This window comes from Anaerotignum sp., assembly GCF_030625865.1.
Classification (GTDB): Bacteria; Bacillota; Clostridia; order Lachnospirales; family Anaerotignaceae; genus Chakrabartyella.
The window spans coordinates 39,193-54,452 of sequence record NZ_DAOUQB010000021.1 but is presented as its reverse complement, the minus strand read 5'-3'; the positions used below and the strand labels follow the sequence as shown (position 1 = coordinate 54,452).

Genomic DNA, 15,260 nt, shown 5'->3' with positions numbered 1-15,260 from the left:
CGATTATGTAAACCGTTTCTCAGGTAAGCTTCCAAATCCTTGGTGCAGGGAATTATAGACCCATTTTTTTGATACTATTCGCAACAACTTCCGTTAATTCTCCTTCCGCACCCCAGCTAAAATTAAAAAAGGCACCATTGCCACCTCCTGCACCAATAGCAGAAATGAATATTTCCCTTCCACTATCAATAATGGTCACATTTAAGCTCGCTCTACTACTATTTCTCATGAAATATTTATCATATACTCTAACGGCCATTTTGATATTTTCATCCGCGTAATTACTTTTATCAACCAAACTTACACTTACTCCGCTCTTGAAAATGTCTTCATCTAATTGCTCTACAATTTTTTTAAATCCCCATGTACACACTTTTCAAATTTTGCCATTTCTTTTCCCCTTTCCGTATATAAACATGATACCCGGCAATAGCAAACAAGCAAACGGACGTCTAAAAATTCCGAATGTTCTTCGTCCAAAATCCTCCAATAAAATGTTTGGGTTCGTATGAAATAACGAAAGCGTTGGGGGCAATTTCATTTACAAGCTTAATCAGTTCTTTTTCATTGCTCCGCTTCGCCAGCACCTGAAGGACAAGGCGTAAGCCACTTCTCCCTTCTGCAGTCCATGAGGTTACCCCAAATCCTTTTTTACGCAAAAAATTCGGAAGCTCATTGGCAACAGAATCAACAATAATTTGTACCTGTACATATCCGAGGGCAAGACGTTGTTCAATCAAACTTCCAATATAAACCCCCAACCCATAACCAATACAGTAAGCAATAATTTTAATGGGGCTATTAAGATTGTTTAATACAATAGTAAGTCCATATAAATATACCCCAACTTCAAATACAGACAATATGGAAGCCAATAGGCGCTGACCTTTTATTACCAGGATTGTCCTTAGTGTATTAATTGAAACATAAACAATATTAATACAAATTATTAAAAATATAAGCAACATTTTATCCACCTACTTAGTTTAATTTTTTTAATTCCTTCTAAAAATTGTATAACGTTTTTTCATAAAAACCGTTTATAACTCAAATATATTGGAAGTCCTTTTCCACCCTTATTGATTGTTTATAAGTATTATCTTTATTACCCCAAACTATTATTAAATTTCTTGGAGAAGCATATTCGGATTGATTATTTTGTTCAGTGACAAAAGCTTTATTGATAATATCATCGTTATTTAAATCTCCTTCTGCTATGGCTAATTCGCCATTACTTTTTTTTATGATTTCCCACCCCTCAGGTATAAATGACGATAGATCTTGTAAAACATCATCTCTTTCGTCTTTAATTATACCTTCTGTCTGGGCTGTCGCATCATTATCTAAATGCATCGTTGTATTTTCCTCACCCAAAGCTTCTTCAGTGGGTAAACTTTCATTCCTATTTATATACATCCAACAAAAAATAAGCTAAATAATACTATGATAATAATACAATTTTTTTCATATAATGATTTCTCCTCATAAATCGCTAATCATAGGAATAATTTTCTATATTGGGAACCCCCTATTTTCCGTATTTCTAAATATTATTATACCTGAAAGCAAAATTCCATTTTATTTTTTTTGTACACAACGCCAAAAGCTAATCCTCTGGGCTTATCTCCTTAAAAAATTGAATGGAAAGTGAATTTACTTCATGCTCAATGATCTTGGTATCGTTTTAAAAACTTTTCTACATTTTCACTCTGCATATAGATATATTTAAGTGTATATGGCACTGCAAGAGTAAACGAAGAATTGTCATCGCATTCAATTATCAGATGAAAGCTTTTGGACAAAAACATTTTTTTTATCCTAATATCTTTAATACGAGAAGTTGGTATAAAATTAGCATTTTCTTTTTCCAACTCTAAATTTATTTTAACAATAGTTATAGATGTACTATTAAAACCAAAAAAACAGGGATATACACAATCTTTTTTATTCACCTTCACCATGTCCGCCGCAAAATATCCCTCAAAAAAACACTTTTCTTCATTAGAAATAGTCGAAAAAATATTCTGCATTGCTTCGTAAGCATTTTCCTCTATATAAGACATCTGTTGTATCCCTTCATTTCTTATTTTATATACTCTTTAGTGATTTTTTGTACTAATTTAGATCATCAACATATTGTTTGGCTTCTACTAATGTCATTTGAGTATGTTCTCTAATTTTTTTGACAGCTTCCACTTTTTTCCCCGACTGCTTAAGGAGACGCACCGTTTCATACAGCTCATCAGAAATCCAGTTAGAAGATAAATATTCATGCCCTGTTAATTTAGCCAACTGATTTATGCGTTCCTCTTGCTTTTTCATATTTTTCTTTAATGTTGATATTTCGCTAATTGCTAATAATCCCACGATTATTATTAATGCAAAATAGGATTGTTCCATGTAATTTCCTCCTTGGAAAACTTTCATCTCTTTCCATTATACTTTCTAGGCATACTACAATTATACACATCCATACAAATTCTTCCAGCATTTTGCAAAATTTATATTTTCAAATAATAAAATATAACTGATCGAACAACATAAATCCTTATCAATGTACCTTCACATGATATATCTGCATTTGTCATTATTATTGAATGCCCTTTCAACATCCACTTGTTTATCCAAAATGATTTTATAAAGATTTTGAATAAAATCTTAAGGTTTCGCGTTGAGTTCAATTTCCAACAAATGTTCCAAATTAATTTAATGAGTAAAATTTTTCCATCGTTATATCTATTAAGAGAAACAAAATGGCTAGCCAAAGTAAATGCAGCGGATTCATACTGTTGCCGATGGAAAGCACTTTCAGATAACGCCCTCAAATAGTCATTGCCGGCAAGATAATCCCCTTTGTAAATGGATGGTACTCTTTCTAATTTCTCTATTGAAAAAACATTAAAAGACTTTGTCAAAAAAATTATTGAACTAAAACTATTTTTAAATATATCAAAACCTTGTATCCCGTTGTGTCACTTGTAAAGCAGTTTCACACTCCCACTGTCGCCTACATACAATAGCAAAGAGGTGGAGCCCATGAGAAAAATATCATATAATCGGGACAGCGCTGTATCATATGCCCACAGATGGGCATATGGGCGTAATCCAAAATACTACAATTTTGATAGGCTAGGAGGAGACTGCACAAATTTTGCCTCACAGGTGTTGTATGCGGGTTCAGAAGTTATGAATCCTAAACCGACCTTCGGCTGGTATTATTACAGCTTGAACAACCGTGCGCCAGCATGGACTGGTGTTGAATTCCTGCATAATTTCCTTGTGAAAAATCAGGGAATTGGCCCTGTTGGGGTAGAAGTAAATCTTTCACTGGTAGAGCCGGGGGATATTGTGCAGCTTTCTTTCGATGGAATGGTATTTAGCCATTCGCCTACGATTGTCTCCGTTGGAGGATCACCCTCCCCCTCTAATATCCTCGTTGCAGCACACACGTTTGATGCCGACAATCGCCCACTGAGTACTTATCAATATGTAAGCATTCGCTATTTGCACATTACGCATGTGAACACTTGGTAAGTCTGCTTTTTGTGGCAAAATCCTGCCTTAGTGACGTATCCTTAAAAGCGTTTTGCATACCCACATCGCCGACAAAGCTCCTCGCTGGGTTGGCGTACCGAAAAACCTTTATAAAGTGCCTGCGCACGTTCACCAGACAGAATTTGAGCAAGGGGTGTTTGAAAAATATTTCCCAATGCAATATCACCCCGGCTATCCAGACAGCAAGGTACTACTGTGCCATCACACAATACTGCCATCTGGCTACGCAGTCCATGACAGAATATAGGCTGCTCCGTAGGCGGTTCATCCATGCTCGGCCACGTAAAACGAGCAGCCTTTCCAAGGAAAAGTCGTGGTGCCAGTGTGGTGTTTCCGCTTTCACAGATTTTATTTCGTGCCGCTTCTTGTGCCCCATTGTCCAATCCTAAAAAGCGGCACAAAAGGGTAAAAACAGCTTCATTATCGATGTCATTTGCACCCAGATTCCACATTCGCAGCTCACAATAAATTCCTTTTTCCGTTGCAACTGTAACAAACGATGCCACATCTCGTAGGTACTCCTCCTTACAATATGGGCTACCAGGCTCCATGCTGTGCAATGATACGCTTACTTTTCGCAAGGCAGGTGCATTCAGCAGTACTTTCTGTGTTTTCCCAAGCAGGGTACCGTTTGTGGTAATATTTACATTCATGCCGAAGCGATGGGCCACTGTTAAAACTTCTTCCAATTGTGGATGCAATAGTGGCTCTCCCAATACGTGCAGATAAATATGATTTGTATAGGGCTTTGCTTGCTGAATGACATGTGAAAACTCGTCAGTACTCATAAACCGTGGTACACGAACGTTACCAATGCAAAAACTGCAAGACAGATTACACACATTCGTGATTTCAATGTAGATACGAGAAATTTTATTCATAAGGTTTGCTCACTTTCGTTGCTTTTGTGCAGATAAAATACGTTTTTAGACCTTTGTATTATTAGAAGAAATTATTTATAAAATAAAATTAATGGGACATTGATTTTCTACGGATTATACCCATAATAGATGCTAATAATATTCATTTAATCTTGTTTCTTTCTTTTTTCATTTCCTAATGGTAAAACTTTTTTAATTGTTTCAATTTATTTAAACGCTTATCCCGTAATCTTTTTCCATAATTTAAAAATACAGGTACTAATTTTGAATTTTTCACCTATACACTTAGCGAATTTCATCCACATTTTAGTAATTGATATAACTATAAATAAAGTTACAATTGCTTTAAAAATCCACTCCATAATTCCCCTCCTAATTTAATGATACTTCTCGCCGATTTGACTAGTACAACTTGTATATGTATAAATAATAATATTAAACATAATAAAAAATTGGATTTGCTATGAGGTATGCTCATTTTGTCCGGCAACATTTGAATTTGTAGTATGCATTTACAGCAACTAAAATAATCAAATATATGATGATTCCGTTGAGAAATAGTCCTAACGGATTGAGATACATTGACATGAGAGGATTTACGTTAATTTTTGTATCATAAACTAAAATAAATGGTATAGGAAAACCAACATTATATTGGAAGTTATCAACCACTCTAAAAGGTAAAACATAGGATAAAATAACTTCTATCCAAAATGCGGAGTTTAATATTTTCCAGTTAATCTTTTTCACTACAATTCTCCTTCAAAAATATATATAATCTAAACCCGTTAATGTACACTAATAAACATAATGCAGAATTAATTTACTAAGCATAATGCGCATGCCCATTTGAGATTAGTGTTTCCAATTTTTCAATATATTGATTCGGATAAACTAAACTCAATTCACCATGTTTCAATTTCGGAGCAATATATAAAGAGCTTTCCTTTAATGTAGTATGCAAAAGTTTAGCAGATTTTTTCATCACGCCAATTTCTTTTTCTCCAACAATAATTAAGACTTTTGCTGTCGTATTGGCAATGGCGTTTTTAAGCAGATAATTTCCGTTACTTAAAGTAATATTAATAAGAGATTGTTTGGTAATGTTCAAGCTATCACGATAGTATGTTTCAAATAATTCATCTGGCACGCAAAGTGTTTGTGCTTGCATTTTTGCAAACCAACGTTTTTTTAGTAACCCATAGCACAGCTGGTAAGTAGGCACGGTCAGGGCTGTTATCCCTTTTATGGGAACAACCAATGCACTTTCAATAATAGCGTAATCTGTAATGTGTGGTCTTTGTGACAATACTTCACAAAGTATTTGTGCCCCAATCGATAATCCGCCAATAGCAAATACTTTTCCACTTTTTTCTTTTTCAATATAATCTATCAGCTTCGAAGCAGAATCATCAATGCTAATGAATTTCTCACCACCATCTTCTCCATGCCCATCGATAATCGGAGTAACTACATTATATTTATCACTGAATTTATCAACGATTACTTTCCAAGACCAGTCCGACAACCCTCCGCCATGTAAAAAAATGATTGTAGGATATTTTTTATCGCCAATTTCTTTGAAAATCATTTCACTTCTCCTTTACGCAGTATATAAATAATCTTTAGTATCCATTAACTATTTAAACATTAGATTTGTTACAGAGTATGCCTATAAAATCAAGTTATCATTTGCTTTTACACAAACCAGTCTGCTAAAACTCATTTTCATTAAATTCATAAATCACAGTGCCATCGGGAGCAATGATTTTTTCATTCTCCTTGTAACCTAATGGCGGCTTTTTTTCTCCTCCCACATATTGCGTAATGATATATTCCTGTGTGTAGTTTAGATCGCTGGTTACTACCACCTTTCCTATGAGTATTTGACCTTCTTTCAGTTCAAATGTATCATCAACTTCAATCGTTTCGGAATTGAAAGAATCATTTTCGTAAGTCTTTATAACTTCATCGTCTATTGTTACAATGTATTTTATATTACGAAAGCGATTTTGAGTATCCGAATTAAATTTCAGATCAATTTCGCCTTGCAAATAATAGCGATATGGCTCTTCATGATTATATCCACTTTCTCCATGAAATCGAGGATACAGTGAGGGAAAAACCTTGTCTTTCATATCATATACATTAAGATAATCGTTATTTTCGAACTGCTGAATACCATCATTCTCTACTATAATCGTTGGCAATATTTCATCTGACATTGGAAACTCTTTTGTAAGTACAAATGCAGTATCTCCTCGTTCCATTAAAACCATGTCTTGATCAAATCTTAGTGAAACTTCAGTTGTTTTGGTAAGTGTTTTAGGCTGTACTCTAAAAGTTATAGGTACTTTTCGTGATTCAAAATTAAATTCGCCAACTTCATAATTACAGAAAGAAACAATGCTTGCTTGTTCGGCAAGTTTTTTGTCAACATTGGAATAAATTGATCTTATATCTCCATTCAATCGTTCTTCCATATTAGATATGCTATTTTTTGTCCGCTGTACCTCTGCTTTTAAATTGCGAATTTTTACCGTAGAATTCATTTGCATTACAAAAAGTATTGCAATCACAATATATAAGAATTTCGTTTTTTTCATTTTCTACTCTCCCATTAAAAATTATAAATAATCCACAGCGCATTCATATTCAAACATACTAAAAAATTAAATTCCCTTTGGGGTATGCCCATAACCTCAAACTTCAACTGATTCTGTAATGTCCAACAATATCATTACGCGTTTCTAGAATATCTTCTTCATAATCAATCTGATAAGGGTTTGCATGATGAATTACAAAGGGTATGCCTTTTTTTGTTTCTGCTTTCTGATACAATTCCAATATGCTTTTTAAACACAACAATATCTCCGCCCTGCCACTGTTCAATATCTGATATGTCTGTTGTCAGTGAAATTGAGTTGTTTGCGAAATACACCTTTAAATTTTGCACCCTTCTAAAATCAATATTTTTGTTAACCGTTTCTATATTATATAAATCCCTGTGGTTTAGTATATCTTCATTCACAAGTTCCATCAAGTCATATCCCGCACTCCGCAATCCAAACGCTACAACATCGGTACAAACCCCATATTCATCATCAGGATATCCGGTCTCGTAATATTTGCTTTTATATTTGGGATTTGTAGAGATATAATGACGAACGCCCTTTAAAATATCGGTTTGGTCATCAATTCCATCAGAATCTCTGTCTATTTCACTTACATACTGCTGTATATTAAAATCATTATTGCTGTATTTTTTATGGGGTATTATATTAAAACGGTAAGAGATATAAATTCCGACTATAATAAAGGCGATCATTATCAAAAAAAATGCTGCTTTCTTATGCCTTATCATATCCTGCTTCATGTTTTTCTCCTTCTTGGCGGAATTGCATGATTCCTTTTTGCGTTAAATTAGGGTATATCACCGTCCAAATGATCTTTAACAGTTCCTTGTATCTTGCTACAGGCTCCGGTATGCCCGGATATTTCCATGACAGGATGATCAACACAATACCTTCTGCCAGATACCTGCTCGATTCCTTTTCGGGTAAGGTTTCAAAAATTCCTTCTGCTTCAAAATTCCGTATTACTTCGGTATAATATGCAATCAGTTTTTCCCTAACTGCTAATTGGCGGTCTGAGGTGTCCCCTGTATCGGACTGATATTTTCGCAGTGCAATTATATTTGAAAAGTAGAAAGCAAATCGCCTTTGAAACTGTATCATTTCCATCAATTTCTCATGAAATCCGTGAATATCAAGTTTGGATTGCCACTGCAGTGAATGAAAATCCTGATAAATTAAGTTGCCAATAGCACTCATTAAATCAGACTTTTTCGGATAATGGTAAGTGATATTACCAACACTTTTATGCATAGCGTTTGCAATATCACGCATAGTAACCGATTCATAACCGTACTGGTTAAATAGTTCAATGGCTTTTATTAAAATCTCATCCTTCGCAGTCATTCTGTGCCTCCTATCTTGAAATAATTTTATCATACCACATTTGACATTCTAGTACAAGTGTGCTAAACTCAATTTAGGACAATCGTACTAATTTATTGGCTTTGCTGATGCTCGGAGGAGGAATATCAAAATGAAAATTTTAGCAATCAATTCTAGCTTTAGAGGTCCAAAAGGAGTCTCTGCATTTTTAATTGACAAATTATTTAAAGGCGCAATGGAAAAAGGTGCAGAGTGTGAAACGATTCATCTTGCAGAACTCCAAATTAATCACTGCATCGATTGTCAGTTATGTCAAACACCTGAGCATTTGCTGAATTGTACATTTGATGAAAAGGATGATGCAAATTTTGTCTTTCGTAAAATGAGAGAAGCGGATTTAATTATTTTTGCCACACCTGTTTACGTACTGGGGATGTCCAGCTTATTAAAAACTCTTTTGGAACGGTCTTATAGTACTGCAAAAGTAGGAGAATTTCATTTCACGAAAAGCAGAATGTTTTTTCACCATGTAGATCAGGCGCTGATGCAGAAACCTTTTGTTCCACTTGTTGTTTATGACAATCTTGAAACGAAAATGCCCAAGAACATCGTTTCCTACTTTAAGACCTATTCCAAATTTGCAGATGCAGAGTTGGTTGGCACGTTAATTCGAAAATCTGCCGGAATGTTGGGCGTAGCAGCATCCCAAGCAAGCAATCACGCCATAGCAGATAGCATCTTTCAGGCATATGTGCAGGCTGGAAGAGAACTGGCTATCCAGAAAAAGATCAGCAAGCCCACTGAGAAAAAAGCAAACCAACCCATCATAAGATTACCGTTCTTTGTAAAACCTATGCTTAAGCTGGGGATTGGCAAAGATCAGATTGAAAAAGGGCATGCAAGAATGATGAGATCCGTAATGAAAAGAAACCAATACTGACAGTGCGGTAAGGATGCAATTTATAAAAAAACAACCTTCCTTTTGATAAAATTAATCCAAAAAGAAGGTTGTGAACTACTTTGACTACGAATCCACTTAAGTTGTTATCCAAAATTATCCAATTACTCAACCAATCTAATTTCGGTAGGCGGTATACTTTCGCCTATTTGACCGTTATATGTAATATTAATTCCACCATTACAAGAAATCTGATTCCCAACAATACTTCCGTAAAAAATACCGCTATTACCGTTCAAAGTTATTGTACCGTTTGGTGCATATAAAATTCCTGCCACATCACCTTTACCACCATTAAATGTTATGTCACCGTTTATGGAGTAAAAACATACAGAGTCAGATGCATTCATATTAACATCACTACCGTTAAATTCCATGCCTCCAGTTGTAAAAATTGCTCCGGTAGCATTGATCCCACTTCCGTTAATAACCAAATTTCCATCAATAAGTACAGACGGGTATGCCCCCAGCAAATTATTTAACTGTGTATCTGACATCGTATATTGGTTTTTGTTTGATGTATAGGTTGCTCCGAAAATATTCACCAATGTAGTTTGAGAAATTGTAGCTGACAAATTTGTGACCTCTGTAAAATCCGGCATATTTATATAAGAATAGCCTTCTATTGTACCTTCTGACGCATGTACTTTTACATCAATCGTGTTAACGGCAGTAGCCACACCTGTAATTTCGGCTTCATTTTTAATACTTTCATTGGAATGGACGTTACCAACAACTGTATTTGTTCCTTTAAACTGTAGTAAATCCATGCCACTGCCGGAGAAAAGTGCATATTTAAAAGGATCAAAAACAGTGCTCACTTGTGAAGCCGCACTTACCGTTACCGTTGTATTATCACTATCTTGAAACATTTTTGCAAAAGTATATTCCACAGGTTGAACAGCTGTAATTCTTATTTTTTTATTTGAATTTAAAAACTCAACTTGCTGTATATCCGTTTCATTATAGCCGTTTTCTTCAAAATATGTGATTGCAGCTTCTTGCGCCCCTACTGTACTATCAGGCAATTCTTGTGCTCCTGCAAGGACAGCCGCATCCAATGCATTCTGTAATCTTTGTTTTTCTAAAGAAATTCTGCCAACATCAATAACTACTGCACAAAAAGCCATAAAAATGGTGATACCCACAGCAACAATAATAGATAAAGAACCTCTTTCGTTTGACAACTCAAAAAGTTTATCCTTTTTCATCATACTAGCTCCCCTGTATTTTTTATGCTTCTTCCATCTCTTGCAATTCCTTCATTTCTCCAATTGTCGCTTTTTTATTTAAGTTCATCTCTAGCATAGCTATTTTAGAATTCGCTTCATTCAATTTTCTTTGATAATCAATTTTTTCTACTGTAACAAAGGATTTTTCTTTAATCAATTTTATGGATTGTGTATGAACCTCTTCAAGTTGTTTTGTAAAAACTGTATTTGCATATAACAATTTTTTATTTTTATGTTCAAAATCTTCAACTGTTCTTTTCAAATCATCTATCAATTGTTTTTGTAATTCTGTTTCTTCTGATAAAATATCAATGGATTTTATTTGTGTTTTTATTTGGGAATTAAGACTAGCATTCACTTCCGTTTGTGTCATAATCTGATTTGTTAAAGCTTCTATAGCTGTTCTTAATTTAACAATTTGCCCTTCTTCCTGTGACGCTTTTAAATGTTTAATTTCTTCTTCTTTACTCTCTATATGAATGGTGAGTTCAATCATTTTATCTCGAAGTTCTTTTGATTCTTGCTTTTTGGTAGAAACAATTTCCTTTGCCGCCATAACTTCACTTTTTGATTGTTTTAATTGTGTTTTTAAATCAGCCGCACAATTTTCTAAACGTTTTATTTCGTTTCCCAAAGATTTTTTTTCAAAATCAACTTTTTTGACATTTTCCGCTAAGACAGCATTTGCATTTTTCAATGCAATCATATCCTGTGGAGTAAAATCCGAATCTTCAAATTTCATTTCCGTCATAGATTCACTAAGATTTTTGTACTCCATTTGAATTTTATTGATTTCATACTGAAGCGCATTATTAATCTTGGTTAATTCCTCTTTTTCGTCATAAGCTGTCTGCAAGTTGTTGTAAAAAGTATCTGCCGTTACTTGCTGTTGCTTCCGCAAAATACTCAGATATTCCAAAACAGACTTTTTTGTATATCCACCAAGTCTCGTTTTCAAATATTGATCCATATCAATTTCTTCTGTTTTTAATCTTAATGTTTCCACTACATCAAGGTCTTTCTTATTCTCTGACATTGCACCCTCCCCCTCCTAAGAACATATTTCTAAAACTATCCTATCTCCAACTCTTACATTTAAAGCTGTTCCTTCTTTAAGTTCAAGAACGTGAGCAGTTTTTTTCATATATTTTCCCATACGCCACGGTCTCAATGTTTCAACACCTAAAACTTTCATATCCTTTGAAAGATAGATTGCATCAATCGTAATTTTCATAAAAAAACAATGTATGGAAGGCGTACCTAAAAGAAACAATCCCTCTCCGGAATCAAGTTTTTTCCTCCCCATAAGCCCAACAAAACGGCTGAAAAAATTATTTGCAATGCGAACTTTATCTGCCAAAACAATATTATTGCAATACACTAACATACGCATCACCCAAACTGTTCAAAAATTTTAACAACAGCCGGTCCCATTAAAATGATAAAAATAACCGGAAAAATAAACAGTACCATAGGCATCAAAATTTTTATAGAAATCTTTTGTGCCTTTTCCTGAATTTTATTACGTCTGCTTTGTCGCATGGCGGCCGCCTGTGCCCTTAATACATTTTTTATAGATATTCCAAGTTCGCTTGCTTGAACAATGGAACCCACAAAGGTCTTTACTTCATTAATATCGCACCGTTCTCCGAAAATCACCAGTGCGTCTCGTTTTGTCCTACCCATTGACATTTCCCTGTAGGTGATCGTAAGCTCATCCACTAAAGGCCCTTTCAAATTTTCTGTAACATGAAATATCGCTTGTTCAAATCCCAGTCCTGCCTCAACATTAACACTTAAAAGATCCAAAACTTCCGGCAGTTGTTGTTCCATCGCTTTATTTCTTTTACTAATTTTACTTGAAAGATGAAATCGCAATATTGCAAAAGCTACATAAAAACCTACGAAAGTAAATAGAAGATGATTTTTTAAATTTTGATTTGATAACACAGCAAAAATATATCCAATTCCACCTGACCCTGCTATGATCAAAATTCGAATCATTTGATACTCATGGGCCTCTAATAGCAATCCCGCTTTATATAAACTTTTTTTTAATTTTTCATTATTGAATTTATTAAAAACAGACTTCGTATTTGGATTTTTGGTCAACCCTTTTCTGATTTTTAGCATAAAAGGCTTAATGCCCAATTTCATAATTCGCTTAAAAAAAGGCAGACTTAACGCCTCATCATGTTGAAAATTTGTATGAGTAGAATTATTTATTTTTATAAGACGTCTTTGCACTGCATCATACTGATCTCCGCGAGCTCTAAAAACAATAATCATGCAACAAAAGACAAATATTCCAAAAAGAATCGCAATGAACCCAATCATATTATCTACCTCAATATTTAATATCTACTATTTTATTGATAATAAAAAATCCAATAAGCTCCATAAAAACAGAAATGCCCAACATAATTTTCCCAATGAAGCTTTCAAAAAATGATATAAAATAATCAGGATTTAAAATCATTAACAGTAAAATGATAAAAACAGGAAGTAACCCGATTACAATACCTGACATACGTCCCTGTGCTGTTAATACACGTACTTCCTGTTTAATACGAATTCTATCTTTGATGGTATCAGAAATCGTATCCAAAATTTCCGATAAATTTCCGCCCACCTGCTCTGATGTCATTACCGCTGAAACCAACAAACCTAAATCATTATTTTTCACACGCTCCACCATATGATTTAGAGCAACGTTTTTAGTAACTCCAAAACGCATTTCTCTAATTGTTCTGGAAAACTCTGTAGAAATAGGAGGTTGCATATCTTCGGCAATACTTTCCATGGCTTGTAAAAATGAAAAACCGGCTTTAATACAATTGCTCATAATTACCAACGCTTCCCCAAGTTGTTTATTAAACTCCAATTGCCGTTTTTTCCATGCTTTTCGAACAAAAAATGGTGGGATACAAAAGCCTATGATTGCAACGGCGATAGACGTAATAAAACTTGTTCTAAAAAAGAAGGTCACTAATATAGGTACAAAGGTGGATGCCAGCCAAATATAAATAAATTCAGAAGCTCTAAGCTTAATACCGGACATCAACAAATAGTCTCTTAATTCATTACTTTCTATTTTAAATTTTTTATTTTTTTTCTTTTTTACCATTTCACGATTTTCAGCAAAAAACTTTTCTTGTACATCTGAAATACTTTCCGTATCAAGATATTTTTTCATTCTATCTTCGACGACTTCCTTTTCGGAAGGTTTCGTAAAGGAAAGTGTGAATAAATATATCGTAACAGCCGTCATAAATATAATTATGTATAGCAACATATTTTAAATCTCACCTCTTAAACCAATCATCCCTAACAAGAACGCCGTTCGATGTCAATTTTTCCAAAAATGTGGGACGTATTCCCGTTGAAACAAAATCTCCTATGATATTTCCTGCCGAATCCAACCCTCTTTGTTTAAAAATAAAGAGATCCTGCAACGTGATCGTATCCCCTTCCATACCTACTACCTCAGAGATGTTAATCACCTTACGTGAACCATCTCTTAGCCTTGCTTGCTGAACAACAAGGTCTAAAGCCGATGACACCTGTTCTCTAATTGCTTTAATGGGCAATTCCATCCCTGACATAAGAACCATAGTTTCCAATCTGGACATTAAATCTCTGGGGGAATTGGCATGGGCTGTTGTCAAAGATCCGTCATGTCCTGTATTCATAGCCTGAAGCATGTCCAACGTCTCACCGGATCTTACTTCACCAACAACAATTCGGTCTGGACGCATACGCAATGCATTACGAACTAGCTCTCTGATGGTAATTTGACCGACACCTTCCAAGTTTGCAGCACGACTTTCCATGGTTACTACATGATTCTGTCTGAGCTGAAGTTCTGCCGCATCCTCAATTGTAACGATTCTTTCAGTATCAGGGATATACCCGGATAAAATATTTAGTAATGTAGTTTTACCACTACCCGTTCCCCCTGAAACAATAACGTTTAACTTCCCTCTTACACAGGATTCTAAAAATGAAACCATCATTGGTGATATTGAAGATTTTTTTACTAAATCACTTGCTTGCAACGCATTTTTAGAAAACTTACGGATTGTCAAAGTAGGACCGTTCAGCACAATAGGCGGAATGACTGCGTTCACACGAGAACCGTCTAAAAGCCTTGCATCTACCATCGGACTTGCTTCATCAATACGTCTGCCCACAGAAGAAACAATACGGGTAATAATATTTAACAATTGTTCGTTATCCTTGAAAACGGTAGAACTAAGTTCAAGTTTCCCTCGACGCTCAACATATACGTTATATGGACCGTTAACCATGATTTCACTGATATCCGGGTCCTCCAAAAGAGGTTCCAAAGGACCGAGTCCAACAACATTATTATAAATTTCCTTTTGAATTCGCAGTCGCTCTACCCTTGAAATTCCTGCACTATTTGCATTAATCAAACCTTCTATGGATTTTAATAAATATTGTTCTTGATTTTCAGTAACATCATTTCCGTTGGCAACTTCATGATTAATCAGTTCAATAATACCAGCATGCACTTTTTCTTTTAATTCATAATATGCATCTACAAAAGGGGCAGGATTACTTTTTGTACCTTTTGGCTCATTTTCAATAGAAACTTCAATATTATCCTGTTTTATTTTTTGTTTTTCTAGTTTTTCAAGTAAGCCCACTG

At 34.7% G+C, this 15,260-nt stretch carries 19 protein-coding genes; 2 read left to right on the top strand and 17 right to left on the bottom strand.

The window, feature by feature from the left end; genetic code table 11:
- Window positions 1-52: 52 nt before the first annotated feature.
- The 5 genes from P9Q65_RS07740 to P9Q65_RS07720 all read right to left on the bottom strand — a co-directional run bounded on the left by P9Q65_RS07740 (window position 53) and on the right by P9Q65_RS07720 (window position 2,400).
- Window positions 53-373: a DUF6054 family protein gene (locus P9Q65_RS07740; protein ID WP_304508810.1), complete on the bottom strand. Its 321-nt coding sequence runs from the start codon at window positions 371-373 to the stop codon at window positions 53-55.
- A gap of 79 nt (window positions 374-452) precedes the next feature.
- Window positions 453-968, bottom strand: a complete 516-nt coding sequence (locus P9Q65_RS07735) for a DUF2179 domain-containing protein (protein WP_330695299.1) — start codon at window positions 966-968, stop codon at window positions 453-455.
- A 79-nt stretch (window positions 969-1,047) separates the two neighbouring features.
- The gene (locus P9Q65_RS07730) at window positions 1,048-1,353 is read right to left on the bottom strand and encodes a hypothetical protein (RefSeq protein ID WP_304508808.1); all 306 of its coding nucleotides are present in this window, start codon (window positions 1,351-1,353) and stop codon (window positions 1,048-1,050) included.
- Window positions 1,354-1,664: 311 nt separating this feature from the next.
- Window positions 1,665-2,063, bottom strand: coding sequence for a hypothetical protein (locus P9Q65_RS07725; RefSeq protein WP_304508807.1), 399 nt, complete (start codon window positions 2,061-2,063; stop codon window positions 1,665-1,667).
- 52 nt (window positions 2,064-2,115) lie between these two features.
- Entirely contained in the window at window positions 2,116-2,400 is a 285-nt protein-coding gene (locus tag P9Q65_RS07720) for a hypothetical protein (protein ID WP_304508806.1), read from the bottom strand.
- A gap of 636 nt (window positions 2,401-3,036) precedes the next feature.
- Between P9Q65_RS07720 and P9Q65_RS07715 the strand changes: the two genes are divergently transcribed.
- Window positions 3,037-3,534, top strand: coding sequence for an amidase domain-containing protein (locus tag P9Q65_RS07715; protein WP_304508805.1), 498 nt, complete (start codon window positions 3,037-3,039; stop codon window positions 3,532-3,534).
- 41 nt (window positions 3,535-3,575) lie between these two features.
- On the opposite strand, the gene P9Q65_RS07710 is transcribed toward P9Q65_RS07715, so the two are convergent.
- From P9Q65_RS07710 to P9Q65_RS07685, 6 genes are all read right to left on the bottom strand, one after another.
- On the bottom strand, window positions 3,576-4,436 hold the full coding sequence (locus P9Q65_RS07710; RefSeq protein ID WP_304508804.1) for a radical SAM/SPASM domain-containing protein: 861 nt from the start codon (window positions 4,434-4,436) through the stop codon (window positions 3,576-3,578).
- Window positions 4,437-4,654: 218 nt separating this feature from the next.
- A complete protein-coding gene (locus P9Q65_RS07705) occupies window positions 4,655-4,798 on the bottom strand; it encodes a hypothetical protein (protein ID WP_304508803.1) in 144 nt (47 codons plus the stop codon).
- A 464-nt stretch (window positions 4,799-5,262) separates the two neighbouring features.
- Complete coding sequence (locus P9Q65_RS07700) at window positions 5,263-6,027, bottom strand: alpha/beta fold hydrolase (RefSeq protein ID WP_304508801.1); 765 nt, start codon at window positions 6,025-6,027, stop codon at window positions 5,263-5,265.
- A gap of 124 nt (window positions 6,028-6,151) precedes the next feature.
- Entirely contained in the window at window positions 6,152-7,042 is an 891-nt protein-coding gene (locus tag P9Q65_RS07695) for a hypothetical protein (protein WP_304508800.1), read from the bottom strand.
- Between the two features lie 164 nt (window positions 7,043-7,206).
- A complete protein-coding gene (locus P9Q65_RS07690; RefSeq protein ID WP_330695298.1) occupies window positions 7,207-7,812 on the bottom strand; it encodes a DUF1287 domain-containing protein in 606 nt (201 codons plus the stop codon).
- The gene (locus tag P9Q65_RS07685; protein WP_304508799.1) at window positions 7,787-8,416 is read right to left on the bottom strand and encodes a TetR/AcrR family transcriptional regulator; all 630 of its coding nucleotides are present in this window, start codon (window positions 8,414-8,416) and stop codon (window positions 7,787-7,789) included. Before P9Q65_RS07685 ends, P9Q65_RS07690 begins: the two co-directional genes overlap by 26 nt.
- Before the next feature lie 130 nt (window positions 8,417-8,546).
- On the opposite strand from P9Q65_RS07685, the gene P9Q65_RS07680 reads away from it, so the two are divergent.
- Entirely contained in the window at window positions 8,547-9,335 is a 789-nt protein-coding gene (locus P9Q65_RS07680; protein ID WP_304508798.1) for a flavodoxin family protein, read from the top strand.
- Between the two features lie 122 nt (window positions 9,336-9,457).
- Here the strand turns inward: P9Q65_RS07680 and P9Q65_RS07675 are convergent, their stop codons facing one another.
- From P9Q65_RS07675 to P9Q65_RS07650, 6 genes are read right to left on the bottom strand one after another with little or no spacing between them, the layout of a single operon-like run.
- A complete protein-coding gene (locus P9Q65_RS07675) occupies window positions 9,458-10,567 on the bottom strand; it encodes a TadE/TadG family type IV pilus assembly protein (RefSeq protein ID WP_304508797.1) in 1,110 nt (369 codons plus the stop codon).
- A 19-nt stretch (window positions 10,568-10,586) separates the two neighbouring features.
- Window positions 10,587-11,621, bottom strand: coding sequence for a hypothetical protein (locus P9Q65_RS07670; RefSeq protein WP_304508796.1), 1,035 nt, complete (start codon window positions 11,619-11,621; stop codon window positions 10,587-10,589).
- 15 nt (window positions 11,622-11,636) lie between these two features.
- Entirely contained in the window at window positions 11,637-11,972 is a 336-nt protein-coding gene (locus P9Q65_RS07665; RefSeq protein ID WP_304508795.1) for a DUF192 domain-containing protein, read from the bottom strand.
- A gap of 5 nt (window positions 11,973-11,977) precedes the next feature.
- Window positions 11,978-12,922: a type II secretion system F family protein gene (locus P9Q65_RS07660; RefSeq protein ID WP_304508794.1), complete on the bottom strand. Its 945-nt coding sequence runs from the start codon at window positions 12,920-12,922 to the stop codon at window positions 11,978-11,980.
- Between the two features lie 10 nt (window positions 12,923-12,932).
- Window positions 12,933-13,880: a type II secretion system F family protein gene (locus P9Q65_RS07655; protein ID WP_304508793.1), complete on the bottom strand. Its 948-nt coding sequence runs from the start codon at window positions 13,878-13,880 to the stop codon at window positions 12,933-12,935.
- Between the two features lie 10 nt (window positions 13,881-13,890).
- Window positions 13,891-15,258, bottom strand: a complete 1,368-nt coding sequence (locus P9Q65_RS07650; protein ID WP_304508792.1) for a CpaF family protein — start codon at window positions 15,256-15,258, stop codon at window positions 13,891-13,893.
- Window positions 15,259-15,260 lie beyond the last annotated feature (2 nt).

Bases quoted from the DNA above. Each gene is read 5' to 3' on its own strand.
- P9Q65_RS07735 (WP_330695299.1), bottom strand. From the start codon at position 968: ATGTTGCTTATATTTTTAATAATTTGTATTAATATTGTTTATGTTTCA.
- P9Q65_RS07730 (WP_304508808.1), bottom strand. From the start codon at position 1,353: ATGCATTTAGATAATGATGCGACAGCCCAGACAGAAGGTATAATTAAA.
- P9Q65_RS07725 (WP_304508807.1), bottom strand. From the start codon at position 2,063: ATGTCTTATATAGAGGAAAATGCTTACGAAGCAATGCAGAATATTTTT.
- P9Q65_RS07720 (WP_304508806.1), bottom strand. From the start codon at position 2,400: ATGGAACAATCCTATTTTGCATTAATAATAATCGTGGGATTATTAGCA.
- P9Q65_RS07715 (WP_304508805.1), top strand. From the start codon at position 3,037: ATGAGAAAAATATCATATAATCGGGACAGCGCTGTATCATATGCCCAC.
- P9Q65_RS07710 (WP_304508804.1), bottom strand. From the start codon at position 4,436: ATGAATAAAATTTCTCGTATCTACATTGAAATCACGAATGTGTGTAAT.
- P9Q65_RS07705 (WP_304508803.1), bottom strand. From the start codon at position 4,798: ATGGAGTGGATTTTTAAAGCAATTGTAACTTTATTTATAGTTATATCA.
- P9Q65_RS07700 (WP_304508801.1), bottom strand. From the start codon at position 6,027: ATGATTTTCAAAGAAATTGGCGATAAAAAATATCCTACAATCATTTTT.
- P9Q65_RS07695 (WP_304508800.1), bottom strand. From the start codon at position 7,042: ATGAAAAAAACGAAATTCTTATATATTGTGATTGCAATACTTTTTGTA.
- P9Q65_RS07690 (WP_330695298.1), bottom strand. From the start codon at position 7,812: ATGAAGCAGGATATGATAAGGCATAAGAAAGCAGCATTTTTTTTGATA.
- P9Q65_RS07685 (WP_304508799.1), bottom strand. From the start codon at position 8,416: ATGACTGCGAAGGATGAGATTTTAATAAAAGCCATTGAACTATTTAAC.
- P9Q65_RS07680 (WP_304508798.1), top strand. From the start codon at position 8,547: ATGAAAATTTTAGCAATCAATTCTAGCTTTAGAGGTCCAAAAGGAGTC.
- P9Q65_RS07675 (WP_304508797.1), bottom strand. From the start codon at position 10,567: ATGATGAAAAAGGATAAACTTTTTGAGTTGTCAAACGAAAGAGGTTCT.
- P9Q65_RS07670 (WP_304508796.1), bottom strand. From the start codon at position 11,621: ATGTCAGAGAATAAGAAAGACCTTGATGTAGTGGAAACATTAAGATTA.
- P9Q65_RS07665 (WP_304508795.1), bottom strand. From the start codon at position 11,972: ATGTTAGTGTATTGCAATAATATTGTTTTGGCAGATAAAGTTCGCATT.
- P9Q65_RS07660 (WP_304508794.1), bottom strand. From the start codon at position 12,922: ATGATTGGGTTCATTGCGATTCTTTTTGGAATATTTGTCTTTTGTTGC.
- P9Q65_RS07655 (WP_304508793.1), bottom strand. From the start codon at position 13,880: ATGTTGCTATACATAATTATATTTATGACGGCTGTTACGATATATTTA.